The 24,436-nt window shown below is 68.6% G+C and carries 20 protein-coding genes; 7 read left to right on the plus strand and 13 right to left on the minus strand.

Annotated features, from left to right (window positions below):
- The first annotated feature begins 29 nt into the window (after positions 1 to 29).
- Positions 30 to 1,052: a LacI family DNA-binding transcriptional regulator gene (locus tag AB0N81_RS14815; protein ID WP_365358201.1), complete on the plus strand. Its 1,023-nt coding sequence runs from the start codon at positions 30 to 32 to the stop codon at positions 1,050 to 1,052.
- A gap of 78 nt (positions 1,053 to 1,130) precedes the next feature.
- On the opposite strand, the gene prcA is transcribed toward AB0N81_RS14815, so the two are convergent.
- The 6 genes from prcA to arc all read right to left on the minus strand — a co-directional run bounded on the left by prcA (position 1,131) and on the right by arc (position 7,241).
- Complete coding sequence (gene prcA / locus AB0N81_RS14820) at positions 1,131 to 1,922, minus strand: proteasome subunit alpha (RefSeq protein WP_365358202.1); 792 nt, start codon at positions 1,920 to 1,922, stop codon at positions 1,131 to 1,133.
- A 53-nt stretch (positions 1,923 to 1,975) separates the two neighbouring features.
- Positions 1,976 to 2,821: a proteasome subunit beta gene (gene prcB, locus AB0N81_RS14825; RefSeq protein WP_365358203.1), complete on the minus strand. Its 846-nt coding sequence runs from the start codon at positions 2,819 to 2,821 to the stop codon at positions 1,976 to 1,978.
- Entirely contained in the window at positions 2,773 to 3,285 is a 513-nt protein-coding gene (locus AB0N81_RS14830) for an endonuclease VII domain-containing protein (RefSeq protein ID WP_365358204.1), read from the minus strand. The genes prcB and AB0N81_RS14830 overlap by 49 nt, the downstream gene beginning before the upstream one ends.
- A gap of 121 nt (positions 3,286 to 3,406) precedes the next feature.
- The gene (locus tag AB0N81_RS14835; protein WP_150219625.1) at positions 3,407 to 3,625 is read right to left on the minus strand and encodes a ubiquitin-like protein Pup; all 219 of its coding nucleotides are present in this window, start codon (positions 3,623 to 3,625) and stop codon (positions 3,407 to 3,409) included.
- A 124-nt stretch (positions 3,626 to 3,749) separates the two neighbouring features.
- Complete coding sequence (gene dop, locus AB0N81_RS14840) at positions 3,750 to 5,261, minus strand: depupylase/deamidase Dop (RefSeq protein ID WP_365358205.1); 1,512 nt, start codon at positions 5,259 to 5,261, stop codon at positions 3,750 to 3,752.
- A 213-nt stretch (positions 5,262 to 5,474) separates the two neighbouring features.
- Entirely contained in the window at positions 5,475 to 7,241 is a 1,767-nt protein-coding gene (gene arc, locus AB0N81_RS14845) for a proteasome ATPase (RefSeq protein ID WP_362993692.1), read from the minus strand.
- A 253-nt stretch (positions 7,242 to 7,494) separates the two neighbouring features.
- Here arc and AB0N81_RS14850 point away from each other — a divergent pair, with 253 nt between their 5' ends.
- Entirely contained in the window at positions 7,495 to 7,806 is a 312-nt protein-coding gene (locus AB0N81_RS14850; RefSeq protein ID WP_365358206.1) for a ferredoxin, read from the plus strand.
- Positions 7,807 to 7,825: 19 nt separating this feature from the next.
- Here AB0N81_RS14850 and AB0N81_RS14855 read toward each other — a convergent pair whose 3' ends face one another.
- From AB0N81_RS14855 to AB0N81_RS14865, 3 genes are all read right to left on the minus strand, one after another.
- Positions 7,826 to 8,413 (minus strand): hypothetical protein, encoded by a 588-nt coding sequence (locus tag AB0N81_RS14855; protein ID WP_365358207.1) that lies wholly within the window; start codon positions 8,411 to 8,413, stop codon positions 7,826 to 7,828.
- 196 nt (positions 8,414 to 8,609) lie between these two features.
- Positions 8,610 to 9,512: a tRNA (adenine-N1)-methyltransferase gene (locus AB0N81_RS14860; protein WP_362993698.1), complete on the minus strand. Its 903-nt coding sequence runs from the start codon at positions 9,510 to 9,512 to the stop codon at positions 8,610 to 8,612.
- Between the two features lie 58 nt (positions 9,513 to 9,570).
- Entirely contained in the window at positions 9,571 to 10,992 is a 1,422-nt protein-coding gene (locus AB0N81_RS14865; RefSeq protein ID WP_365358208.1) for a site-2 protease family protein, read from the minus strand.
- 129 nt (positions 10,993 to 11,121) lie between these two features.
- Here AB0N81_RS14865 and AB0N81_RS14870 point away from each other — a divergent pair, with 129 nt between their 5' ends.
- Complete coding sequence (locus AB0N81_RS14870) at positions 11,122 to 12,003, plus strand: RecB family exonuclease (RefSeq protein WP_365358209.1); 882 nt, start codon at positions 11,122 to 11,124, stop codon at positions 12,001 to 12,003.
- A 15-nt stretch (positions 12,004 to 12,018) separates the two neighbouring features.
- The gene (locus AB0N81_RS14875) at positions 12,019 to 12,690 is read left to right on the plus strand and encodes a response regulator transcription factor (protein WP_030782872.1); all 672 of its coding nucleotides are present in this window, start codon (positions 12,019 to 12,021) and stop codon (positions 12,688 to 12,690) included.
- Positions 12,691 to 12,776: 86 nt separating this feature from the next.
- Here AB0N81_RS14875 and AB0N81_RS14880 read toward each other — a convergent pair whose 3' ends face one another.
- The 4 genes from AB0N81_RS14880 to metH form a co-directional block, all read right to left on the minus strand.
- The gene (locus AB0N81_RS14880) at positions 12,777 to 14,363 is read right to left on the minus strand and encodes an ABC transporter substrate-binding protein (protein WP_365358210.1); all 1,587 of its coding nucleotides are present in this window, start codon (positions 14,361 to 14,363) and stop codon (positions 12,777 to 12,779) included.
- A gap of 61 nt (positions 14,364 to 14,424) precedes the next feature.
- Positions 14,425 to 16,032 carry an ABC transporter substrate-binding protein gene (locus tag AB0N81_RS14885; RefSeq protein ID WP_365358211.1) on the minus strand — a complete coding sequence of 536 codons (1,608 nt, stop codon included), beginning with the start codon at positions 16,030 to 16,032 and terminating at the stop codon, positions 14,425 to 14,427.
- 349 nt (positions 16,033 to 16,381) lie between these two features.
- Complete coding sequence (locus AB0N81_RS14890) at positions 16,382 to 17,077, minus strand: HAD family phosphatase (RefSeq protein WP_365358212.1); 696 nt, start codon at positions 17,075 to 17,077, stop codon at positions 16,382 to 16,384.
- Positions 17,078 to 17,177: 100 nt separating this feature from the next.
- Positions 17,178 to 20,714: a methionine synthase gene (gene metH / locus AB0N81_RS14895; protein WP_365358213.1), complete on the minus strand. Its 3,537-nt coding sequence runs from the start codon at positions 20,712 to 20,714 to the stop codon at positions 17,178 to 17,180.
- A 267-nt stretch (positions 20,715 to 20,981) separates the two neighbouring features.
- Between metH and AB0N81_RS14900 the strand changes: the two genes are divergently transcribed.
- From AB0N81_RS14900 to glpK, 3 genes are all read left to right on the plus strand, one after another.
- A complete protein-coding gene (locus tag AB0N81_RS14900) occupies positions 20,982 to 21,746 on the plus strand; it encodes an IclR family transcriptional regulator (protein WP_365358214.1) in 765 nt (254 codons plus the stop codon).
- Positions 21,747 to 22,011: 265 nt separating this feature from the next.
- Complete coding sequence (locus AB0N81_RS14905; protein WP_365358215.1) at positions 22,012 to 22,803, plus strand: MIP/aquaporin family protein; 792 nt, start codon at positions 22,012 to 22,014, stop codon at positions 22,801 to 22,803.
- Positions 22,804 to 22,889: 86 nt separating this feature from the next.
- Positions 22,890 to 24,434 carry a glycerol kinase GlpK gene (gene glpK, locus AB0N81_RS14910; protein WP_365358216.1) on the plus strand — a complete coding sequence of 515 codons (1,545 nt, stop codon included), beginning with the start codon at positions 22,890 to 22,892 and terminating at the stop codon, positions 24,432 to 24,434.
- Positions 24,435 to 24,436 lie beyond the last annotated feature (2 nt).

Consider the following 24,436-nt stretch of genomic DNA (forward strand, 5'->3'; position numbering starts at 1 on the left):
GTGGCGCGGGCACGAGCTGGGAGGTGTCAGTGGCCGGGCCGCTACAGGAAGCCGGGGGTTCCCGCCCCACGAGCCGCGACGTCGCACGCGCGGCCGGGGTCTCCCAGGCCACCGTCTCCCTGGTGCTCGGCGACAAATGGCGCGGCCGCGTCGCAGAACCCACCGCGGAACGGGTCCGGTCCGCCGCACGCGAACTGGGCTACCGCCCCAACCTGGCGGCTCGCAACCTCCGCCTCGGCCGCACAAGGACAGCGCTGCTCGTCGTCCCCGAGCTCACCAACGAATTCTTCGCGCACGTCTACACCGGCGTCGCCCGCATCGCCGCCCGGCACGGCTTCGGCGTGCTCCTCTACCCCTCCCCCGACGGCATCGGCCCGGCCCGCGACCCCTTCGCCTCGGCACGCGCCTCCCTGGACGGCGTCCTGGCCTCCTCCATGGCCTCCGACGTCCTGGCCACCATCCGCGGCGACGACCTGCCCCTGGTCATGCTCGACAGCGACCCCGCCGGCAGCCTGGGCGCCACCACCGTCAACCTCGACCTCGCCGACGGCATGCGCCAGGTGACGGAGCATCTGCTCGCCCTCGGCCACCGCGACTTCCTCCACCTCGGAGCGGACGTCGACTCCTGGACCTTCGACGTACGCGCGGAGGCCCTCGCCCGGACACTGCGGGGCACCGACACCGCCGTGCGCCGGGTCGCCGCCCCCCTGAACGTCGAGGGCGCCCGTGTCGTCGCGGAAGCGGCCCTGTCCGCCCCAGGACCCCGGCCCACCGCGGTCGTCTGCGACGACGACTTCCTCTCCGCCGGCGCCTGCAAAGCGGCACGGCGGCTCGGCCTGCGCGTCCCCGAGGACGTCTCCGTCACCGGCTTCGACGACCTGACCCTGGCGACCGCCGTCGAACCGGAGCTGACGACGGTCCGGCTGCCCGCCGAGCGGTTCGGGGAGCGGGGCATGGAGTCCCTGGTCGCCGTACTGGAGGGCCGGAGACCCGATGCCACCCCGCTCCCCGTCGAACTGGTCGTCCGCGGCTCCACCGGCCCCGCCCACTGACGCACACACAGAAGCGCCCCGCCTCCCGGCCGCAGGGCCGGAACACGGGGCGCACCCGGAACAGGAAACGGAAACGAACTACTCGACGTCGCCGCCGGACCGCGGCGCGGGCCCGGCGTCCCCGGCGTCCTCGGTGTCCTCGTCCGTGTCGGTGGCCGCGTCCGTCGCGCCGCCCTCGTCGAGCAGACGCGACAGCTGACGGCCCACGATCCGCTTGAACTTGCGCTGCTGCGGCCGCGTCCGGTCGAGGATCGCCACCTCGAGCCGCTCCGCGGGGATCTCCCGCTCGCTGCCGTTGGTGTCGCGGGACAGCGCCTGCACCGCGAGCTTGAGCGCCTCGGCCAGCGTCATCCCGTCCTGGTGACGCTGATCGAGATACGTGCTGATCTGTTCGGCATTGCCACCGACCGCGACCGAACCGTGCTCGTCCACGATCGAACCGTCATGCGGCAGCCGGTAGATCTGGTCACCGTCCGGCGTGGCACCCACCTCGGCGACGACCAGCTCCACCTCGTACGGCTTCTCCGCGTTGCTGGAGAAGATCGTGCCGAGCGTCTGCGCGTAGACGTTGGCGAGCCCACGGGCCGTCACGTCATCGCGGTCATAGGTATATCCACGAAGGTCGGCGTACCGCACACCGCCGATCCGCAGATTCTCGTACTCGTTGTACTTGCCGGCGGCCGCGAAGCCGATCCGGTCGTAGATCTCGCTGAACTTGTGCAGCGCACGGGACGGATTCTCGCCGACGAAGACGATGCCGTCGGCATACTGCATCACGACAAGGCTGCGGCCACGGGCGATGCCCTTCCTGGCGTATTCCGCCCGGTCGGCCATGGCCTGCTGGGGTGAGACATAGAACGGCGTCGACACCGGATCCGTCCCTTTCTGTCAAAAAACTTCAGTCAGTGGCGAATTCGGAGCGATCAGAGCAGCGAGGCCCGCGGGCCGTCCGGCTGCTCGAGCCGCTTCTCCAGGATCGCGCGCGCGATGGCGGAGGACTCGTCGTCCGTCAGCCTCCGGAACCCCTCGTCGGAGATCACGGTGACGATCGGGTAGATCCGGCGGGCCACGTCCGGGCCGCCGGTCGCCGAGTCGTCGTCGGCGGCGTCGTACAGCGCCTGGACGACCAGCGTCGTCGCCTGCTCCTCGGTGAGACCGTCGTGGTAGAGCTTCTTCATCGCACCGCGCGCGAAGACCGAACCCGAACCGGTCGCCGCGAAGCCGTGCTCCTCCGAACGCCCGCCCGTCACGTCGTACGAGAAGATGCGGCCCTTCTCGCGGTCCACGTCGTACCCCGCGAAGAGCGGCACGACGGCGAGACCCTGCATGGCCATGCCGAGGTTGCTGCGGATCATCGTGGAGAGCCGGTTCGCCTTGCCCTCGAGCGAGAGCGTGGCGCCCTCCACCTTCTCGAAGTGCTCCAGCTCCAGCTGGAAGAGCTTCACCATCTCCACGGCGAGGCCCGCCGTACCGGCAATGCCCACCGCCGAGAACTCGTCGGCCGGGAAGACCTTCTCGATGTCGCGCTGCGCGATCACATTGCCCATGGTCGCCCGCCGGTCACCGGCGAGGACCACGCCGCCGGGGAACGTCACGGCCACGATGGTCGTGCCGTGCGGCGCCTCGATGACGCCCTGCGTGGGCGGCAGTTGGCGGTTGCCGGGCAGGATCTCCGGCTGGTGCTCGGACAGGAAATCCATGAACGACGACGAACCAGGCGTCAGGAAGGCAGCTGGTAGACGCCCGGTGCTACGAGTGTTGGCTTCCACGCGTTTCCTTCCACGTATGCGGCCGCTCGCCTTATGGAGTCCGGCCGATCCTTGAACTGCCCCAGCGCGGCGTTGCAGCTGAAGCACAGTACGCCTCGGACCCTACCCGTGTCGTGGCAGTGATCCACATGTACCGCCGGAGCGGCCAGGCAGATACAGCAGACGCCGACTTGAGACGCGACCAACTCATCTCGGTCGGCCTCCGTGATGCCGTACTGCCGCTTCAGATGGCCTGCTCGCCCCTTCACCGCTTTGCAGGGCTTGCAGAGTGTGGCCAGGCCATCCGAAGCCCGACGATTCCGGTCCCACTCGCTGTGCGGCTTGATCTCCCCGCACGTGCGACAGAACTTGTGCCCCTCAGGCGTCGCCACCCTCGGTCTCACGTTCTTGCCGCGGGCCAGTTGCCGTTCCTGGTGGTACGCCGCGGCACAGCTGCGGCAGTACGCCTGGAGACCGTCCCGCATGGACCTGTTGCTGGCGAACTCCGCGCTTGGCTTACTCTCCTGGCACCGCGAGCATCGCTTCGCCACAGTCAACTCGCGAGCTCCAACGAACCCGGACGCCGCCTTCGATTCAAAGGCACAATCACTCTCCACCCTTCTGAACGAAGGACCGCACGAAATCCTCTGCGTTCTCCTCCAAGACATCGTCAATCTCGTCCAGAACCGAGTCGACGTCGTCGCTCAGCTTCTCCTGGCGTTCCTTGAGGTCCTCCGAAGCCTGCGCGTCCTGCGTCTGCTCCTCGGTCTCCTCGGTGGGACGCGTCGCCTTCTGCTGTCCGCCGCCGGTGTCCTTGGTCGCCATCTACCTCACCCCGCTCGCTCGGTTAGACGTTCTTGATCAGACCCTACGCTCCGGGTCCGACATCGGCCCCGCAGTTGCGTCAACGTGCGGGACCCACCTGTGTGATTCCCCCGTCGATGACCTTTCAGCCGCCCGAGAGGACCCGAACCAGCTCCTCTGCCGTGCGGCAGCGGTCCAGGAGTTCCTTGACGTGGTTCCTCGTGCCGCGCAGGGGCTCCAGCGTGGGGACCCGTTGCAGAGAGTCACGGCCCGGGAGGTCGAAGATGACCGAGTCCCAGGACGCCGCGGCCACGTCGTCCGCGTACTGCTCGAGGCAGCGGCCGCGGAAGTAGGCGCGCGTGTCCTCGGGCGGCTTCGTGATGGCGCGCTCGACGTCCGCCTCGTCAAGGAGCCGCTTCATCTTGCCCCGCGCCACCAGACGGTTGTACAGGCCCTTCTCGGCCCGTACGTCGGCGTACTGGAGGTCGACCAGGTGGAGCCGTGCGGCGTCCCAGTCGAGGCTGTCACGGCGGCGGTAGCCCTCCATGAGCTCCCGCTTGGCGACCCAGTCGAGCTCTCCGGAGAGGCTCATCGGATCGCTTTCGAGGCGGCCGAGGACGTCTTCCCAGCGGGTCAGTACGTCCTTGGTCTGCTCGTCGGCGTCGGAGCCGTACCGCTCCTCGACGTACTTGCGGGCCAGTTCGAAGTACTCCATCTGGAGCTGCACCGCGGTCAGTGAACGGCCGCTGCGGAGCGTGACGAGGTGCTTCAGCGATGCGTCGTGCGAGACCTGGTGGAGCGTGCGCACGGGCTGGTCGACCGCGAGGTCGACGTTGATGAAGCCGTCCTCGATCATCGCGAGGACCAGGGAGGTCGTGCCGAGCTTGAGGTACGTCGAGATCTCGGAGAGGTTGGCGTCGCCGATGATGACGTGCAGCCTGCGGTACTTCTCGGCGTCGGAGTGCGGCTCGTCGCGGGTGTTGATGATCGGCCGCTTCAGCGTCGTCTCCAGGCCGACCTCGACCTCGAAGTAGTCGGCGCGCTGGCTGAGCTGGAAGCCGTGCTCGTGGCCGTCCTGTCCGATGCCGACGCGGCCCGCCCCGGTGACCACCTGGCGGGAGACGAAGAACGGCGTCAGGTGCCGCACGATGTCCGAGAAGGGGGTCTCCCGCTTCATCAGATAGTTCTCGTGCGTGCCGTACGACGCGCCCTTGTTGTCGGTGTTGTTCTTGTAGAGGTGGATCGGCTGGGCGCCGGGGAGCTGTGCCGCGCGGTCGGCGGCCTCGGCCATGATGCGTTCGCCGGCCTTGTCCCACAGGACCGCGTCCAGGGGGTTGGTGATCTCCGGTGAGCTGTATTCGGGGTGCGCGTGGTCCACGTAGAGGCGCGCCCCGTTGGTCAGGATGACGTTGGCGAGGCCGATGTCCTCGTCGGTCAGCTGGCTGGAGTCGGCGGCCTCGCGGGCGAGGTCGAAACCCCGCGCGTCCCGCAGCGGGTTCTCCTCCTCGAAGTCCCAGCGGGCGCGTCGCGCCCGGTGCATCGCCGCGGCATAGGCGTTGACGATCTGGGACGAGGTGAGCATGGCATTGGCGTTGGGGTGGCCGGGGACGGAGATGCCGTACTCCGTCTCGATGCCCATTACTCGCCGTACGGTCATGCGGCCCTCCTTGCCCGGCGGCGCTCCCGTCCGGGAACGGCGCTCAAGTACCGCTGGTGCTCCGGTGCGTGTGCGGTGCCCGTCCCCGCACTGCGCGACTCGGCGGTACCGCAGAGCCTAGAACGCCTTTGCGCTGGTGGGGAGATCATTGCCTTCATTGAAAAACAGACGGCTGCGGGTACCCGTGAAGGACACCCGCAGCCGTCCTGTGTTCTACAGGTATTGACCGGTGTTGGCCACCGTGTCGATGGAGCGTCCGGTGTCCGCGCCCTGCTTTCCGGTGACAAGGGTGCGGATGTACACGATCCGCTCGCCCTTCTTTCCGGAGATCCTGGCCCAGTCGTCGGGGTTGGTGGTGTTGGGCAGGTCCTCGTTCTCCTTGAACTCGTCGATGCAAGCCTGGAGGAGGTGAGCGACCCGGATGCCCTTCTGGTTCGCTTCGAGGAAGGCCTTGATGGCCATCTTCTTGGCGCGGCCCACGATGTTTTCGATCATGGCGCCGGAATTGAAGTCCTTGAAGTAGAGGACTTCCTTGTCGCCGTTGGCGTACGTCACCTCGAGGAAGCGGTTCTCCTCGGATTCGGCGTACATCTGCTCGACGACGGATTGGATCATGCCTTGCACGGTGGTGCGCCGGTCGGCGCTGTGCTCGGCCAGGTCGTCGGCGTGCAGCGGGAGCCGTTCGGTGAGGTACTTGGCGAAGATGTCCTTCGCCGCCTCGGCGTCCGGGCGCTCGATCTTGATCTTCACGTCGAGCCGGCCGGGCCGCAGGATCGCGGGGTCGATCATGTCCTCGCGGTTGGAGGCGCCGATGACGATGACGTTCTCCAGGCCTTCCACGCCGTCGATCTCGGCGAGCAGCTGCGGGACGATGGTGTTCTCCACGTCCGAGCTGACACCGGATCCGCGGGTGCGGAAGAGGGATTCCATCTCGTCGAAGAAGACGATGACGGGGGTGCCCTCGCTCGCCTTCTCCCGTGCACGCTGGAAGACCAGGCGGATGTGGCGCTCGGTCTCGCCGACGTACTTGTTGAGGAGTTCGGGGCCCTTGATGTTGAGGAAGTAGCTCTTCCCCGCGGGCTGGCCGGTCACCTCGGCGACCTTCTTGGCAAGGGAGTTGGCGACGGCTTTCGCGATCAGTGTCTTGCCGCAGCCGGGGGGCCCGTACAGCAGCACGCCCTTGGGCGGCCGCAGTTCGTGCTCCTTGAAGAGGTCGGGGTAGAGATAGGGGAGCTCGACGGCGTCCCGGATCATCTCGATCTGGCCGCCGAGGCCGCCGATCTTCTCGTAGCTGATGTCGGGGACTTCTTCGAGGACGAGCTCTTCGACCTCGCTCTTGGGGATGACTTCGTAGACGTAGCCGGAGCGGGGTTCGAGAAGGAGGGCGTCGCCCGGGCGGATGGTGACGTCGAGGAGGGGTTCGGCGAGCCGCACCACTCGTTCTTCGTCGGTGTGTCCGACCACCAGGGCTCGGTCGCCGTCCTCGAGGATCTCCTTGAGGGTGACGATGTCGCCGACGCTCTCGAACTCCATGGCCTCGACCACGTTGAGCGCTTCGTTGAGCATTACTTCCTGGCCGCGCCTGAGCTCTTCGAGCTCCACGCTCGGGCTGACGTTCACCCGGAGCTTGCGGCCCCCGGTGAAGATGTCCGCCGTGCCGTCCTCGTTCGCCACGAGGAAGACTCCGAAGCCGGCCGGCGGCTGTGCGAGCCGGTCGACTTCCTCCTTGAGGGCCACGATCTGGTCGCGGGCCTCACGGAGCGTGTTGGCGAGCCGCTCGTTCTGCGCGGACACGCCGGCCAGGTTGGTCTGCAGCTCGACGATCCGCTCTTCGAGAATCCTCGTATGACGCGGAGAGTCGGCGAGCTTGCGTCGCAGGACGGCGATTTCCTGCTCGAGATAGGCAACCTGACCGGCGGGGTCTTCAGACCCTCGCCCCGGCCGGATGCCGCGGTTGATGTCGTCGTCGTGGGCTGCCACGGTCCTCACCTCCTCCAAGGGGAGCTGGACGCTTCCAGACCCTACCTGGGTGGGTGTCGATTGAAACCCCTAGATCACAAAGACGGTGGGGGTGTGTCCGATCTTCACCCTTGCGCTCTCCCTCACACCAGGGGAATACCCACCCAACAACATCGGAAAGCGGGCGGTTGTATCGTCGAAGTGTTCAACACCCGTCAGGGCTGGCCCGACTTGCTGGATCTCGGGCCGCCCGGCGCAGCGACCGGCAGGAGAGATGACCGTGCGGCACGAGGCCGAGACCGGCAGTGAGGGCGACCCGCTGGAGGTCTGGATCGACCAGGACCTCTGTACCGGGGACGGCATCTGCGCGCAGTACGCGCCCGAGGTGTTCGAGCTGGACATCGATGGTCTGGCCTATGTGAAGAGCGGTGACGACGAGCTGCTGCAGGCGCCCGGGGCGACAACGCCCGTGCCGTTGCCGCTCCTCAACGATGTCGTGGATTCGGCCAAGGAGTGCCCCGGCGACTGCATCCATGTGCGACGCGTTTCGGACGGGGTCGAGGTCTACGGACCTGAAGCGGCTTGATTCCGCCCCTGGCGGGCCGTCATACGCTGCGCGCCTCGGCGGGTGCGGCCCGCTCGAACGTCCCGTCCTTCCACTGCCACTTGGCCTTGTCCTGTTGGTCGGGGCAGCAGCGGGGCACGTCGGGTGAGGAGTAGCCGAGCAGGGTCGCGGTGACCGTGCCCTCGCGGACGGCGAAGTCGCTCACGCTGAGCCGGTCCTTCGGGTCGACGAGTGTCGCGACCACGCGGGGCTTTCCGGTCCCGGATCGGGTGATCACATAGATCCCGTCCGGTGGGGTGCCCGACCCGGCCTGGCAGTGGACCACGGCCACGGTCTCCGGTCTGCCGTCGCCGTCGAGGTCGCCGGACGCCTTCTTCTTCACGACGGGCTCCACGGGGCCGCAGGCGATCGGGAAGTCGACGGAGGCCGGGTCCGGTGCGGGTGCCGGGGCCGGTGCGGCCGCGGCGGCTCTGGAGTGCGGCTTCGGGTCTGTCTGTGCGGCGGTCGCGGCGTCGGGCTGCAGGACGGCGGAGCCCGCGACGACGGCGGCCAGCGCGGCCGCGGTGGCCAGCCAGTGGATGGGGCGGGTGGTGGCGTGTGCCAGTTCCGGGACGGCGGGGTGCTGCACTAGGAAGTGTCTCCTGTGAGGGCTGTGCCGGTGGGGAGGTGGCCAGCATCGTGCCATACGTCACAGTGAGGTGGGACACCGGGGTCCTGGTACGGGCTGGTGTCCTGTCAACGAAACGGCGCCGCCGCCGAGTTCCCTGGTCGGTCAGGGAACTCGGCGGCGGCGCCTGTTCATTGGGCGGGGTCTGCCGCGCGGGTCAGCGCGGGGTGCCGCCGTCGGCGTTCGGGCCGGAGTAGTCGTCGCCGTACGCGCCCTTGGCGGGGCGGCGGCGGCGCATCGGGGGTTCCACACCGTCCGCGAGGCGGCGGGCGGTGAGCAGGAAACCGGTGTGCCCGATCATGCGATGGTCGGGGCGGACCGCGAGGCCTTCGATGTGCCAGTTGCGGATCATCGATTCCCAGGCGGTCGGCTCGTTGAAGCCGCCGATCTCGCGGATGGACTCGACGGTCCGCGCGAGCTGGGTGGTGGTCGCCACGTAGCAGCAGAGGATGCCGCCGGGGACGAGCGCCTTGGAGACGGCCTCCAGGCACTCCCAGGGGGCGAGCATGTCCAGGATGACGCGGTCGACCTCGGTGTCGCTCAGGTTGTCCTGGAGGTCGCCGACGGTGAGCTGCCAGGCGGGGTGCGGGCCGCCGAAGTAGCGCTCCACGTTCTGCTGGGCGATCTCGGCGAAGTCCTCGCGGCGCTCGTACGAGTGCAGCATTCCCTGGTCACCAATGGCGCGCAGCAGGAAGCTGCTGAGCGAGCCGGAGCCCACGCCCGCCTCGACGACGCGGGCGCCGGGGAAGATGTCGGCGAAGGCCAGGATCTGACCCGCGTCCTTGGGGTAGACCACGGCGGCACCGCGGGGCATGGACAGGACGTAGTCGGGGAGCAGGGGTCGCAGCGCCAGGTAGGCGACGTTTCCCGTGGTTCGGACAACACTGCCCTCGGGAGCGCCGATCAGCTCGTCGTGGGGGAAGGAACCCTTGTGGGTGTGGAAGTTCTTCCCGGCCTCGAGCGTGAACGTGTAGTGGCGTCCCTTGGGGTCGGTGAGCTGGACCTGGTCCCCGACCTTGAAGGGCCCGCGACGGCGGGCGGCACCGGTCGGTTCGGACATGTGACCAGCCTACCGGCCGCGGCAGGGACCTCGGACCACCGCTTGAGGGGAGCGGGGCTCAGGACGGTCTGGCCATCGCCTTGACGAAGGCGCGCTCGACGTCGGCGGCGGAGAGTACTCCGTAGATCTCGCCGGACTCCTCGACGACGAGGTACTCGGTGGCGGGGGTGGCCCGGAGCGTGTCGAGCAGTTCCTCGCCCGAGAGCTCGGCGGAGATGCGCATGCCTTCGGTGATGTCCTGGGCGAGGCCGCCGACGCCGACCCAGGGGCGGCGGTGCTGGGGCACGGAGACGATGGCGGCCTCGCGGACGACGGCCATGGGGTCGCCGTCGGTGTCGACGACGACGAGGGCGCGGGCGCCGGCGTCGTTGGCCCTGCGGAGCGCTTCGGAGAGTGGGGTCTCGCTCTCGACGGGGACGGCGCGGCGGGTCAGGCTCCGGGCGCGCAGTTCGGGCAGGTGTTCGCGCAGGCGTGCCATGCGCAGGCTGTTTCCGGCGCCGGTCCAGATGATCGCGGCGAGGATCGCGGCGAGCAGGGCGTCGGTGACGGTGTTCATGCCGCCGATGTCCTCGGGTTCGCCGCCGAGGGCGCCGGACTGGTTGAGGAGGGGCAGCCCGACGAGGACGGAGACGGCGAGGGCACGGCCGACCCAGGCGGCGGCGACGGTGCCGCTCATGGGCTTGCCGGTGATCTTCCAGACGACGGCGCGCAGCATGCGGCCGCCGTCCAGGGGCAGGCCGGGCAGGAGGTTGAAGGCGGCGACGATGAGGTTGGAGATCATCAGGCCGGCGAGCAGGACGCCGGGCACGGTGCCGGGTTCTACGAGGCGCATGGCCCCGTAGAAGAGGCCCGAGAGGACGAGGGAGAGCAGCGGGCCGACGAAGGCGAGGACGAACTCGCGCCCCGGGGTCTCGGACTCCTTCTCGATCTCGGAGACGCCGCCGAAGAACTGCAGCTGGATGCGGCGCACCGGCAGCTTGAAGCGGAGTGCTGCGACGGTGTGGGCGAGTTCGTGGACGAGTACGGAGGCGTAGAAGGCGACGGCGAAGAAGAGCGAGACCAGGTAGCGGGCGCTGCCGAGCTCGGGCAGGACGCGGTCGAGCTGGCCGCCGAAGACCCAGGTGATGAGGGCGGCGACGAGGAACCAGCTGGGTGCCACGTAGACGGGTACGCCGAAGGGCCTGCCCATGAGCAGTCCGCCGCCGGGCCCTTTCTGTGCCTTGGGCGGCTGCGGCGTTCCTTTGCCGGGGGGTGGCGTGGGCGGGGTGCTCGGGCGCTGTGGCTCGGTGGGCCGCTCCTCGCGCGGCGCCTTGGTGAGGGATGTGCCGGTCTTGTCGTGCCGGGGCTGTTCCGGCTCGTGGGCCGTGTCCGTGTCCGTGTCGGCCGGACGCGTCGGCTCTCGGGAGCCGGTGGCGTCTTTCGGCCGCAGGCCCTCGGTGCCGTCGGACTGCGGCCCGCCGCTCTCGCCGCTTTCGTCCACGATGTCCCCTCGTTCGAAGCGTCCCTCGCCCCAATATGGCGCGGTTACCCGCCCGATCATGCAGGGTGAGAGGGTCTGTCGTCGATGGTATGCGGCTGTTGTCAGTGGTGGGTCGTAGGGTCTGTCCTCATGGAAACCAGCACCGACGGTGCCGCGGCGGCCGTGCGCCCGGCGTCTTTGTCGCCCTCGCGCGCGGGCGACTTCATGCAGTGCCCGCTGCTGTACCGCTTCCGGGTGATCGACAAGCTGCCTGAGAAGCCGAGTGAGGCGGCGACCCGGGGCACGCTGGTGCACGCGGTCCTGGAGCGGCTTTTCGATGCCCCGGCGGGTGAGCGCACCGCGCCGCGCGCCAAGTCGCTCATTCCGGGTCAGTGGGACCGGCTGCGGGAGGCGAAGCCGGAGCTGACGGAGTTGTTCGCGGACGATCCGGAGGGTGAGCGCATGGCGCGCTGGCTGTCCGACGCGGAGAAGCTCGTGGAGCGCTGGTTCACGCTGGAGGACCCGACGCGTCTGGAGCCCGCGGAGCGGGAGCTGTTCGTGCAGGCCGAGCTGGAGTCGGGCCTGAAGCTGCGGGGCATCATCGACCGCGTGGACGTGGCTCCGTCGGGTGAGGTCCGCATCGTCGACTACAAGACGGGCAAGGCTCCGCGTCCCGAGTACGCGGAGGGTGCGCTGTTCCAGATGAAGTTTTATGCCCTGGTGGTGTGGCGTCTGAAGGGTGTGGTGCCGCGCCGTCTCCAGCTTGTCTATCTGGGGAGCGGCGACGTCGTCACGTACGACCCGGTGGTGGCGGACCTGGAGCGGGTCGAGCGCAAGTTGCTCGCGTTGTGGGAGGCGATCGAGCTGGCGACCGAGACCGGGAATTGGCGGCCGAGGCCGACCAAGTTGTGCGGTTGGTGCGATCACCGGGCGGTATGTCCTGAATTTGGGGGGACTCCCCCGCCGTATCCGCTTCCTGTGAGGGCGCCCGAGTCGGCTGAGGGTGAGCAGGGCAGAATGGGCGCGGGCTAGCTGAAGGAGAGACACGTGGCCATCCGCGTCCTACTGGTCGATGACCAGCCGCTGTTGCGCACCGGGTTCCGGATGATTCTGGAGGCCGAGCAGGACATCGCGGTCGTCGGCGAGGCCGGAGACGGCCTGCAGGCTCTCGACCAGGTGCGGGCACTACAGCCCGATGTGGTCCTGATGGACATCCGCATGCCGCGGATGGACGGTGTCGAGGCGACCCGGCAGATCACCGGTCCCGGCCGGGACGGTCCGGCGAAGGTGCTCGTCCTGACCACCTTCGACCTCGATGAGTACGTGGTGGAGGCGCTGCGCGCCGGTGCCAGCGGCTTCCTCCTCAAGGACGCCCCGGCGAACGAGCTGGTGCAGGCGATCCGGGTGGTCGCGGCGGGTGAGGCGATGCTCGCGCCGAGCATCACCCGCCGGCTCCTGGACAAGTACTCCGCGCACCTCCCGTCCGGTGACGAGCCGGTGCCCGACACCCTGCACACGCTCACCGATCGCGAGGTCGAGGTCCTGAAGCTGGTCGCCCGCGGCCTGTCGAACGCGGAGATCGCCGCGGACCTCTTCGTCAGCGAGACGACCGTGAAGACCCACGTCGGCCATGTGCTGACGAAGCTGGGCCTGCGCGACCGTGTGCAGGCGGCGGTGTACGCGTACGAGAGCGGGCTGGTGCGTCCCGGCGCGCAGTGACCCGGCCGAGAGAAGTGAGAACGAAGAAGGTGGCCGCCCCCCGAGGGGGTGGCCACCTTCGTCTGTACGGTCAGCCGTCCGTACGGTCAGCCCTTGCTGATCTCCCAGAAGCGGAAGACCGTCGACGCGTCGAGGCAGGACTCCAGGCCGTAGACGCTGTCGCGGACGACGGCGTACTGCTTGGCCTGCCAGACCGGCAGGACCGGCAGCTGCTCGGCCACGATGTCCTGCAGCTCGCCGTACTGCTTGTCGGTCTTGGTGCGGTCGCTCTCCGTCGCGGTGCCCGGGATGATCTTCCCGGTGATGGTGCTGTTCTCGAAGTGGTTGCCGAGGACGTTGCCCTTGCCGAAGAACGGCTGGGTGAAGTTGTCCGGGTCCGGGTAGTCCGGCACCCAGCCCTTGACGTAGACGCCGTACTTGCCGGCCTCGATGTCCTTCTCGTACTGCTCGAAGGCGACGGACTTCACATCGGCGTCGAAGAGGCCGGACGCGTTGAGCTGCTTGGCGATGGCCCGCAGCTCCTGGTCGGTGGCCGGGCCGTAGCGCGTCGGGGTCGACCAGAGCGTGAGCTCGACCTTGCCCTCGACGCCGTCGGAGCGCAGGGCGGCGGCGGCCTTGGCGCGCTGCGGGCGGGCGCCGTACGTGTCGAAGAACGCGGTGTTGTGGCCGCCGATGCCCGCGGGCACGATCGAGTACAGCGGCGTGGCCGTGTCCTGGTAGACCTCCTTGACCAGGGCGTCCCGGTCCAGGAGGTAGGCCATGGCCTTGCGCACGCCGAGCTTGCCCGCGACCGGGTCCTTCATGTTGAAGACCAGGTGCTGCACCTCGGCGCTGGTGCCCTCGACGATGTCGACGTCCTGGCCGTCCTTGGAGGTGTCCTGCTCGATGTCCGCGATGTCCGCGGCGGCGAGGCCTCGGTAGGCCAGGTCGATCCGGTCCTCCAGGAGCGCCTTCTTCAGGCCCTTCTGGTCGCCGTGGAAGAACTTGATGGCCACGCCGTCGTTCTTCACCTTGGCGTTGCCCTTGTAGCCGGAGTTGACGGAGAAGACCGCCTGCTCCTTGTCGAACGAGTCGAGCGTGTACGGCCCGGAGCCGACGGCCTTGCCGTCCTCGCGCAGCCCGTTCATGTCGTACTCGCGGTGGTCCACGATCGAGCCCGCGCCCGAGGCGATCTTGCTGGGGAAGGTCGCGTCGGAGTACTTCAGCTTGAAGACGACGGTCTTGGCGTCCGGTGCCTGCACCCGGTCGAGCATCGGGAACATGATCGCCGGGCCGTCGCCGTCGTTGATCTTGCGCATGCGGTCGAAGGAGAACTTGACGTCCTTCGACGTGAGCGCGTTGCCGTTGCTGAACTTCAGCCCGTCACGCAGCTCGCACTTGAAGACCTTCGCCTCCGTGTCCGTGAACCCGCAGCTCTCGGCGGCCTCCGGCTCGGGCTCGGTGGCGCCCTTGGGGAAGCTCAGGAGCGACTGGAAGACGTTGTTGAACAGGAGCCAGGACCCGGGGTCGTAGCCGGATGCCGGGTCGGTGGCGAGGACGTCGTCGGACATCCCCATCACGACCGCGTCGCCCGTGTCCCCCGCACCGCCCGATTCCGTGCCGCAGCCGGTCAGCAGGGCGGCGGCGAGCCCTCCCGTGAGGGGAAGGGCCAGCCACTGGTTACGACATTTCACGTACGTGCCTTAGTTGTTGTGGTCGTTCGCTGGAACTTGGAAGTGGACCCGGGTGCGGAGGTCAGCCGCTGACGCCGCGGCTGAGCTCCCACAGCTGGAGGTTCGAGGAGGAGTTGAGGGCCCACTCGACACCCGTGATGTCGTCACGCGCCGCGATGAACTGCTTGCCCTGCCAGAGCGGGAGCACCGGGACGTCCTCGGCGACGATGTCCTGGATGCGGCGGAAGCTCTTGGAGGCGGCGAGCCGGTCGGCCTCGCGGCGGGACGTCGGGATCAGCTGCTCGTTGATCGTGTCGTTCACGTACGGCGAGCCGAGGAAGTTGTCCTTGTCGAGGAACGGCGCGAGGAAGTTGTCGGCGTCCGGGAAGTCGGGGAACCAACCCATGCCGTACGCCGCGTACTTGCCGTCGCGCTCGGCCGCTCGGAAGGTGTTCCACGGCACACCCTTGATCGACACGTCGAACAGGCCGGAGTCGTTCAGCTGCTTGCGCAGCAGCTCGAACTCCTTCTTGGTGCCCGGGCCGTAGTGGTCGGTGGTGTAGTGCAGCGTCATCTTCACCGGCGTGGAGATGTTCGCCTTGTTCAGCAGGGAGCGGGCCTTGGCGGTGCTCGGGTTGCCGTACTTGTTGAAGAACGAGTTGGCGTGCCCGGTGATGGTGGACGGCACCAGCGAGTACAGCGGGTCGGCCGTCGAGCCGTACACCGCGGAGGCCAGCGCGCCGCGGTCGACGAGCTGCGCCATGGCCTGGCGCACGGCCTTGTTCTTGGCCGTCGGCGCTTCGGTGTTGAAGGCGAGGTAGCGGATCTCCAGACCCTGCATCTCGACCACGTCGATCTTCTTGTCCTTGGCCCCGTCGTACTCCTGGACCTGCTCGGGCGACATGGTGCGCGTCATCAGGTCGATGTCGCCGTCCTCCAGCGCCTTGCCCATGGCGTCGGTGTCGGTGAAGTTGCGCAGCTCGACCTTGTCGCTCTGGACCTTGAACCCGCCCTTGTACTTGGGGTTCCTCGTGAAGACCGTCTTGACCAGGCGGTCGTCGGTGACCTCCTGCTTCGCCGTGTACGGGCCGGAGCCGTCCACCTCGAAGCCGTCCCGCAGCTTGTTCTTGCTGTAGTGGTCCTTGCTGATGATGCCCGCGGTGGGCGTGGCCAGCTTGAACGGGAACGTCGCGTCAGGGGTCTTGAGGTGGAAGACGATGTCGCGGTCGCCCTGGACCTCGATCTCGTCGACGTTCGACACCAGACCGTCCGAACCGCTGGGGTACTTGATCTTGATGTCGCGGACCCGCTCGATGGAGAACTTCACATCGGCGGCCGTCAGCGGCTTGCCGTCGGAGAACGTCAGCCCCTTGCGCAGGGTGCAGGCGTAGCGCTCGTTGCCCGTGTCGGTGAAGCCGCACTGCTCGGCGGCCTCGGGCTGCGGATCGCCGCCGCCGCGCGGCATGGCCATCAGCGTCTGGACGGTCTGGCGCAGGATGTTCCAGGAACCGGCGTCGTAGGCGTACGCCGGGTCGAAGGGCGCCGGGACCTCCTTGGAGATGGCGAACGTGTCCGTGGTGCCGGCGGTGACCGGCTTGTCGCCGTCTCCGCCGTCCGAACCGCCGCACGCGGCGAGCGCGGGGGCGAGCAGACCTATGACAGCCGGCAGCACCAAAGTCTTGCGGTTCATGCTCGACGTTCTCCAGAGCTCTTGAATCCCGTGAATCCCGCAACGCGGGGTGTGGGTTGGTGGGGCACGGGGGGTGGGGCGATGTTCTCGCGACGAGATTAGTCCGCACCAGACGGGCTCCGGAGGGCACCTGAAGGGTCCATCAATCACGCTGCGAAACCGGGCGTGGACACACTGATAACCCGACACCGGAAGGTTTCGTGCACGCTCCCACCAATCGGGACACAACGACACGTCACCCAGGGCCCCAGGAGGGCTCACTGCACACGCCGATCCCACTGTCGACCCCCGATGGAGTGGGAAACGTCACACCTCCGAAGGGCCTTCGAAGTGGAACGGAACGGAGCTGTCAGAGGGTCATCAGGCCTTGCAGGAAAGGCAGGTTGACGTGTTCGAGGGAGGGGACGACGGTGCGGCCCGCGACGGCGGGGATGGGCGCGACCGACGGCACGGCCACCACCCGGCAGCCGGCGGCCTCCGCGGCGGCGACGCCGGTCGCCGTGTCCTCGATGACGGCGCATCTGGTGGGGTCCACACCGAGCCCGCGGGCCGCCACGAGGTAGGGGTCGGGGTGCGGCTTGGTGCGGGCCACCTCGTCGCCGGCGACGGAGAGTTCGAAGTGGTGGGCGCCGACCGAGTCGAGGACGCGGTCGATGATGCGGCGGTGCGACGCGGACACCAGCGCCATCGGCACGTCGTGCGCGGCGAGTTCGGCGAGCAGGCGCGCGGCACCCGGCATCAGCGGCAGGGAGCGGCTGATGCGGTCCTCGAAGCTGTCGTTGAGCAGCACGGTGAGCTCGGCGACGGTGACGTCGGCGCCGGTCGCCTCGATGAGGAAGCCGGCGCTGCGCGTCATGGGGCCGCCGACGACGACCTCGCGCCAGGCCTCGTCGAGTGCGTGGCCGAGGGAGGCGAAGACGGCGACCTCGGCGTCCCACCAGAAGCCCTCGGTGTCCACGAGGGTGCCGTCCATGTCGAGCAGCACGCCCTGCAATGCGGAGCCTTCGGCCGTTCGGGTGCCGAGCGCGGGAACCGTACTGGTCATGCGACCACACCTTCCATGAGGGACGAGAAGGCCGGTCGCCTCCTTCTTGCGGGAAGGCAACCGGCCTGCACTGGACCGACCAGTGTACGACTGCGCCGGATCAGCGCGCGTTGAAATATTTCGCCTCGGGGTGGTGGATGACGATCGCGTCGGTGGACTGCTCGGGGTGGAGCTGGAACTCCTCGGAGAGCTGCACGCCGATCCGCTCGGGCTGCAGGAGCTCGGCGATCTTCGCGCGGTCCTCCAGGTCGGGGCAGGCGCCGTAGCCGAGCGAGAAGCGCGCGCCGCGGTACTTCAGCGAGAACATGTCCTCGACGTCGTCGGGGTCCTCTCCCCCGAAGCCGAGCTCGGCGCGGACGCGGGCGTGCCAGTACTCGGCGAGCGCCTCGGCCAACTGGACGGAGAGGCCGTGCAGTTCGAGGTAGTCGCGGTAGGAGTCGGCGGCGAACAGCTTGGCGGTGGCCTCGCCGATCTTCGAGCCGACGGTGACGACTTGCAGGCCGACGACGTCGATCTCGCCGGACTCCTCGGGGCGGAAGAAGTCCGCCAGGCACAGGCGGCGGCCGCGGCGCTGGCGCGGGAAGGAGAAGCGGGTGCGCTCCGAACCGTCGTCGTTGAGGAGGATCAGGTCGTCGCCCTTGGAGACGCACGGGAAGTAGCCGTGCACGACGGCCGCCTCCAGCATGTTCTTGGTGTGCAGCTCGTCCAGCCAGCCGCGCAGGCGCGGGCGGCCCTCGCTCTCGACGAGCTCCTCGTACGAGGGTCCGTCCCCGGTGCGGGCCTGCTTGAGGCCCCACTGGCCCTTGAAGAGGGCGCCCTCGTCCAGCCAGGACGCGTACTCCTTGAGCTGGATGCCCTTGACGACCCGGGTGCCCCAGAACGGCGGGGTGGGAATCGGGTTGTCGGTGGCGACGTCGGAGCGGGCGGGCCCCTCCTCCTCGGTGACCTCCAGGACGGCCGCGGTGGCCTTGGTGGGCACCCGGCGCTGCTTCAGCTCCGGCAGGGTCGCCCCGGGCACGCCGCGCTTGACCGCGATGAGCGCGTCCATCAGGCGCAGGCCCTCGAACGCGTCGCGTGCGTAGCGCACCTCGCCCTCGTAGATCTCGTGCAGGTCCTGCTCGACGTACGCCCGGGTGAGCGCCGCCCCGCCGAGGATGACGGGGAAGTCGGCGGCCATCTTGCGCTGGTTGAGCTCCTCCAGGTTCTCCTTCATGATCACCGTGGATTTGACCAGCAGTCCGGACATGCCGATCACGTCGGCGCGGTGTTCCGCGGCCGCGTCGAGGATCGCGGCGACGGGCTGCTTGATGCCGAGGTTGACGACGTTGTAGCCGTTGTTGGACAGGATGATGTCGACGAGGTTCTTGCCGATGTCGTGCACGTCGCCGCGGACCGTGGCCAGCACGATGGTGCCCTTGCCCTCGTCGTCGGTCTTCTCCATGTGCGGTTCGAGGTGGGCGACCGCGGTCTTCATGACCTCGGCGGACTGCAGCACGAACGGCAGCTGCATCTGCCCGGAGCCGAACAGCTCACCGACGACCTTCATGCCCTCCAGGAGGGTCTTGTTGACGATGTCCAGGGCGGGCGTGTCCTGGAGCGCCTCGTCGAGGTCGGCCTCCAGGCCGTTCTTCTCGCCGTCGATGATGCGGCGCTGCAGCCGCTCGTCCAGCGGCAGGGCGAGGAGCTCCTCGGCCTTGCCCGCCTTCATCGACTTGGTGGAGACGCCCTCGAAGAGCTCCATGAGCTTCTGCAGCGGGTCGTAGCCCTCGGCGCGGCGGTCGTAGATCAGGTCGCGGGCGACGGTGACCTGCTCGTCGTCGAACCGGGCGATCGGCAGGATCTTGGAGGCGTGCACGATCGCCGAGTCCAGGCCGGCCTTGACGCACTCGTCCAGGAAGACCGAGTTGAGCAGGACGCGGGCGGCCGGGTTGAGGCCGAAGGAGATGTTGGACAGGCCGAGCGTGGTCTGCACGTCGGGGTGGCGCTTCTTCAGCTCCCGGATCGCCTCGATGGTGGCGATGCCGTCGCCCCGGGACTCCTCCTGGCCGGTGCAGATGGTGAAGGTCAGGGTGTCGATGAGGATGTCCGACTCGTGGATGCCCCAGTTGCCGGTCAGGTCGTTGATCAGGCGCTCGGCGATGGCGACCTTGTGCTCGACGGTGCGGGCCTGGCCCTCCTCGTCGATGGTCAGGGCGATCAGCGCCGCCCCGTGCTCCTTCGCGAGGGCGGTGACCTTCACGAAGCGCGACTCGGGGCCGTCGCCGTCCTCGTAGTTGACCGAGTTGATGACCGCGCGGCCGCCCAGCTTCTCCAACCCGGCCTGGAGGACGGGCAGTTCGGTGGAGTCGAGCACGATCGGCAGTGTGGAGGCGGTCGCGAAGCGTCCGGCGAGCTCGGCCATGTCGGCCACGCCGTCGCGGCCCACGTAGTCGACGCACAGGTCGAGCATGTGGGCGCCCTCGCGGATCTGGTCGCGGGCCATCTCCACGCAGTCGTCCCAGCGGCCCTCGAGCATCGCCTCGCGGAACTTCTTCGAGCCGTTGGCGTTCGTCCGCTCGCCGATCGCCATGTACGAGGTGTCCTGCCGGAACGGCACCGTCTGGTAGAGCGACGCGGCGCCCGGCTCGGGGCGCGGGTCGCGTGCCGGCGTCTCGATGCCGCGGACGCGCTCGACGACCTGGCGCAGGTGCTCGGGCGTCGTACCGCAGCAGCCGCCCACCAGGGAGAGGCCGTAGTCGCGGACGAAGTTCTCCTGCGCGTCGGCCAGCTCGGACGCGGTCAGGGGGTAGTGGGCGCCGTCCTTGCCGAGGACCGGCAGGCCCGCGTTCGGCATGCAGGAGAGCGGGACGCGGGAGTGGCGGGCGAGGTAGCGCAGGTGCTCGCTCATCTCGGCCGGGCCCGTGGCGCAGTTCAGGCCGATCATGTCGATGCCCAGCGGCTCCAGGGCGGTCAGCGCGGCGCCGATCTCCGAGCCGAGGAGCATGGTGCCGGTCGTCTCGACGGTGACCGAGCAGATCAGGGGGAGGTTCGCGCCGGTGGCGTCCAGGGCGCGGCGGGCGCCGAGGATGGCGGCCTTGGTCTGCAGGAGGTCCTGGGTGGTCTCGACCAGGAGCGCGTCGGCGCCGCCGGCGATCATGCCTTCGGCGTTGGTCTGGTAGGCGTCGCGCAGGACGGTGTACGGGGCGTGGCCGAGGGTGGGCAGCTTGGTGCCGGGGCCCATCGAGCCGAGCACCCAGCGCTGCTGTCCGGTGGAGAGGGTGAACTCGTCGGCGACCTCGCGGGCGATGCGGACGCCCGCCTCGGACAGCTCGAAGTTGCGGTCCGCGATGTCGTACTCGGCGAGGGCGGCGAAGTTCGCGCCGAACGTGTTGGTCTCCACGCAGTCGACGCCGACCGCGAAGTACTCCTCGTGGACGGAGCGCACGATGTCGGGGCGCGTGACGTTCAGGATCTCGTTGCAGCCCTCGAGCTGCTCGAAGTCGTCCAGCGTCGGGTCCTGCGCCTGGAGCATGGTGCCCATCGCGCCGTCGGCCACCACCACTCGGGTGGCGAGGGCCTCGCGGAGGGCGTCGGCTCGGGTCCTGCTCTCGGACGAAACAGGCGTGGGCTGCGACGACGGGGTTGGCAACGAGGCCATGAAAGAGCTCCCTGGAGTGCGACGGCTGTCGGCTTTGCGCCTTCTGGCTGGAGGGCGCACCCGGTCAGGGTAGCGGGGACCAAGGTCCCTTTGTGAAGTAGTCCACCAAACGGACGTGCGGGTCGGGCTTGGCCGGATCGGATGCTTGACACGGTCAACGGGGGCAACACGTGCTGTCCGCGCATTAGCGAGAGGTCGACAACGACCGATAGTGTTCAGCATTGTCGAACGTCGAGTTGGTGCAAGAGGACGGAGGTCGGGGCTGCGATGGCACGCAACATCCAGTCGCTCGAAAGGGCCGCGGCGATGCTGCGGCTGCTCGCGGGCGGCGAGCGACGGCTCGGCCTCTCGGAGATCGCCTCCGCCCTCGACCTCGCCAAGGGCACGGCCCACGGCATCCTGCGCACCCTCCAGGCGGAGGGCTTCGTGGAGCAGGACTCCGCGTCGGGCCGCTACCAGCTGGGCGCCGAGCTGCTGCGCCTCGGCAACAGCTATCTGGACGTGCACGAGCTGCGGGCCCGCGCCCTGGTGTGGACGGACGACCTGGCGCGTTCAAGCGGCGAGAGCGTCCACCTCGGCGTGCTGCACCAGCAGGGCGTGCTCATCGTCCACCACGTCTTCCGGCCCGACGACAGCCGCCAGGTCCTGGAGGTGGGGGCCATGCAGCCGCTGCACTCCACGGCGCTGGGCAAGGTCCTCTCCGCGTACGACCCGGTCGCGCACAACGAAGCCGTCGAGGCGGAGCGCCAGACCTTCACCGTGCACACGGTGGCCGACTCCGAAGGGTTCGAGGGCGTCCTCGACCTGACGCGCGCGCGTGGGTACGCGGCGGATGTCGAGGAGACCTGGGAGGGCATCGCCTCCGTCGCCGCCCCCATCCACGACCGGCGCCGCATGCCGGTCGGCGCGGTCGGCGTCACCGGCGCCGTGGAGCGCGTCTGCAAGGACGGGGAGCTGCGGCCCGAGCTGATCGCGGCCGTGCGGGACTGCGCCCGCGCCGTGTCCAGGGACCTGGGCGCCGGGCGCTTCTGAGCCGCGCCGCACCCCTTCGGGCTGCGGAATCACCGATAACGCGAAACGATCAATAACGATCGTGTTTTCAATAACAGAACTCTTGACGAGCAAGTGAGCCCAGGGCGAGACTCGCGTCCATCGGTCGGCATTGTCGAACACCTACCGGCATTACGCGCTAGAGTGTGACAAGGCCAAGGGCCGGCAACGACCTCACCTGAGGTCGCGGACCACCGGAGGGACCCGGGGTTCGCCTTCCCCTGGACGAAGGACAAAGGAGTCGCGGGTGTCCAGCTCCGACATCTTCATCGGCGAGACCATCGGTACCGCCGTGCTCATACTGCTCGGCGGTGGCGTGTGCGCCGCCGTCACGCTCAAGCGCTCGAAGGCCAAGGACGCCGGCTGGCTCGCCGTCACCTTCGGGTGGGGCTTCGCCGTACTGACCGGCGCCTATCTCGCGGGGGGCGTCTCCGGCGCCCACCTCAACCCGGCGGTCACGCTCGGCCTCGCCGTCGAGGGCGGCACCAAGTGGAGCGACGTACCGCTCTACCTGGGCTCGCAGCTGCTCGGCGCGATGATCGGCGCCGTTCTGGTGTGGGTCACCTACATGGGCCAGTTCAAGGCCCACCTGACCGACCCCGAGATCCTCGCGGCGCAGCCGGTGGAAGAGGGCATGGTCGACCAGAAGGCCGCCCCCGCGGCGGGCCCGGTGCTCGGCATCTTCTCGACAGGACCCGAGATCCGCAACTACGTCCAGAACGTGCTCACGGAGATCATCGCCACGGTCGTCCTGGTTCTCGCCATCCTGACGCAGGGCCTCAACGACGGCGGCAACGGCCTCGGCACCCTCGGCGCCCTGATCACCGCGCTCGTCGTCGTCGGCATCGGTCTCTCGCTCGGCGGTCCCACGGGTTACGCGATCAACCCGGTCCGTGACCTCGGTCCGCGCATCATCCACTCCGTGCTGCCGCTGCCGAACAAGGGCAGCTCGGACTGGTCGTACGCCTGGGTTCCGGTCGTCGGTCCGCTGATCGGCGGCGCCATCGCCGGCGGTCTCTACAACGTCGCGTTCAAGTAGACCCGCGACAGCGACCGATGACCGCCGTAGACGTGACCGCCGCAGACGCCTGAGAGCCGTCAGAAAAGAAGATTCTGGAGCACACCGTGACCGACGCACACACCGCAGGCCCCTTCATCGCGGCCATCGACCAGGGCACCACTTCGAGCCGCTGCATCGTCTTCGACAAGGACGGCCGGATCGTCTCCGTCGACCAGAAGGAGCACGAGCAGATCTTCCCGAAGCCGGGCTGGGTCGAGCACGACGCGACCGAGATCTGGAACAACGTCCAGGAAGTCGTCGCCGGAGCCGTGTCAAAGGCCGGCATCACCCGCGACGACATCAAGGCGATCGGCATCACCAACCAGCGTGAGACCACGCTGCTGTGGGACAAGAACACCGGCGAGCCGGTGCACAACGCCATCGTCTGGCAGGACACCCGCACCGACGCGCTCTGCAAGGAGCTCGGGCGCAACGTCGGCCAGGACCGCTTCCGCCGCGAGACCGGCCTCCCGCTGGCCTCCTACTTCGCCGGGCCCAAGGCCCGCTGGCTGCTCGACAACGTCGAGGGCCTGCGCGAGCGCGCCGAGGCGGGCGACATCCTCTTCGGCACCATGGACTCCTGGGTCATCTGGAACCTGACCGGTGGGGTCGACAGCGGCAAGCACGTCACCGACGTCACCAACGCCTCCCGCACCATGCTGATGAACCTCCACAAGATGGAGTGGGACGAGCGCATCTGCGACTCCATCGGCGTCCCCGCACAGATGCTCCCCGAGATCCGCTCCTCCGCCGAGGTCTACGGAGAGGTCACCGGCGGACAGCTCGGCGACCTGCTCGGCGGCATCCCCGTCGCCTCCGCGCTCGGCGACCAGCAGGCGGCCCTGTTCGGCCAGACCTGCTTCGACGAGGGCGAGGCCAAGTCCACGTACGGCACCGGCACCTTCATGCTGATGAACACCGGTGACAAGGCCATCAACTCCTACTCCGGGCTGCTGACCACGGTCGGCTACCAGATCGGCGACCAGAAGCCGGTCTACGCCCTGGAGGGCTCCATCGCCGTCACCGGTTCGCTGGTGCAGTGGATGCGGGACCAGATGGGCCTGATCAACTCCGCCGCCGAGATCGAGACGCTCGCGTCGTCGGTCGAGGACAACGGCGGCGCCTACTTCGTACCGGCCTTCTCCGGCCTGTTCGCCCCGTACTGGCGCTCCGACGCCCGCGGTGTGATCGCCGGTCTGACCCGGTACGTCACCAAGGCGCACATCGCGCGCGCCGTCCTGGAGGCCACGGCCTGGCAGACCCGTGAGATCACCGACGCCATGACGAAGGACTCCGGCGTCGAGCTCGCGGCCCTCAAGGTCGACGGCGGCATGACCTCCAACAACCTGCTGATGCAGACCCTCTCGGACTTCCTCGACGCGCCGGTGGTGCGCCCGATGGTGGCCGAGACGACCTGCCTCGGCGCCGCCTACGCCGCCGGTCTCGCCGTCGGCTTCTGGTCCTCGACCGACGAGCTGCGCGCCAACTGGCGCCGGGCCGCGGAATGGACCCCCCACATGGACGCGGGCACCCGCGACCGTGAGTACAAGAGCTGGCTCAAGGCCGTCGAGCGGTCCATGGGTTGGCTCGATGAGAGTGGCGAGGAGTAAGA

This window comes from Streptomyces sp. NPDC093510 (assembly GCF_040683555.1).
Lineage (GTDB): Bacteria > Actinomycetota > Actinomycetes > Streptomycetales > Streptomycetaceae > Streptomyces.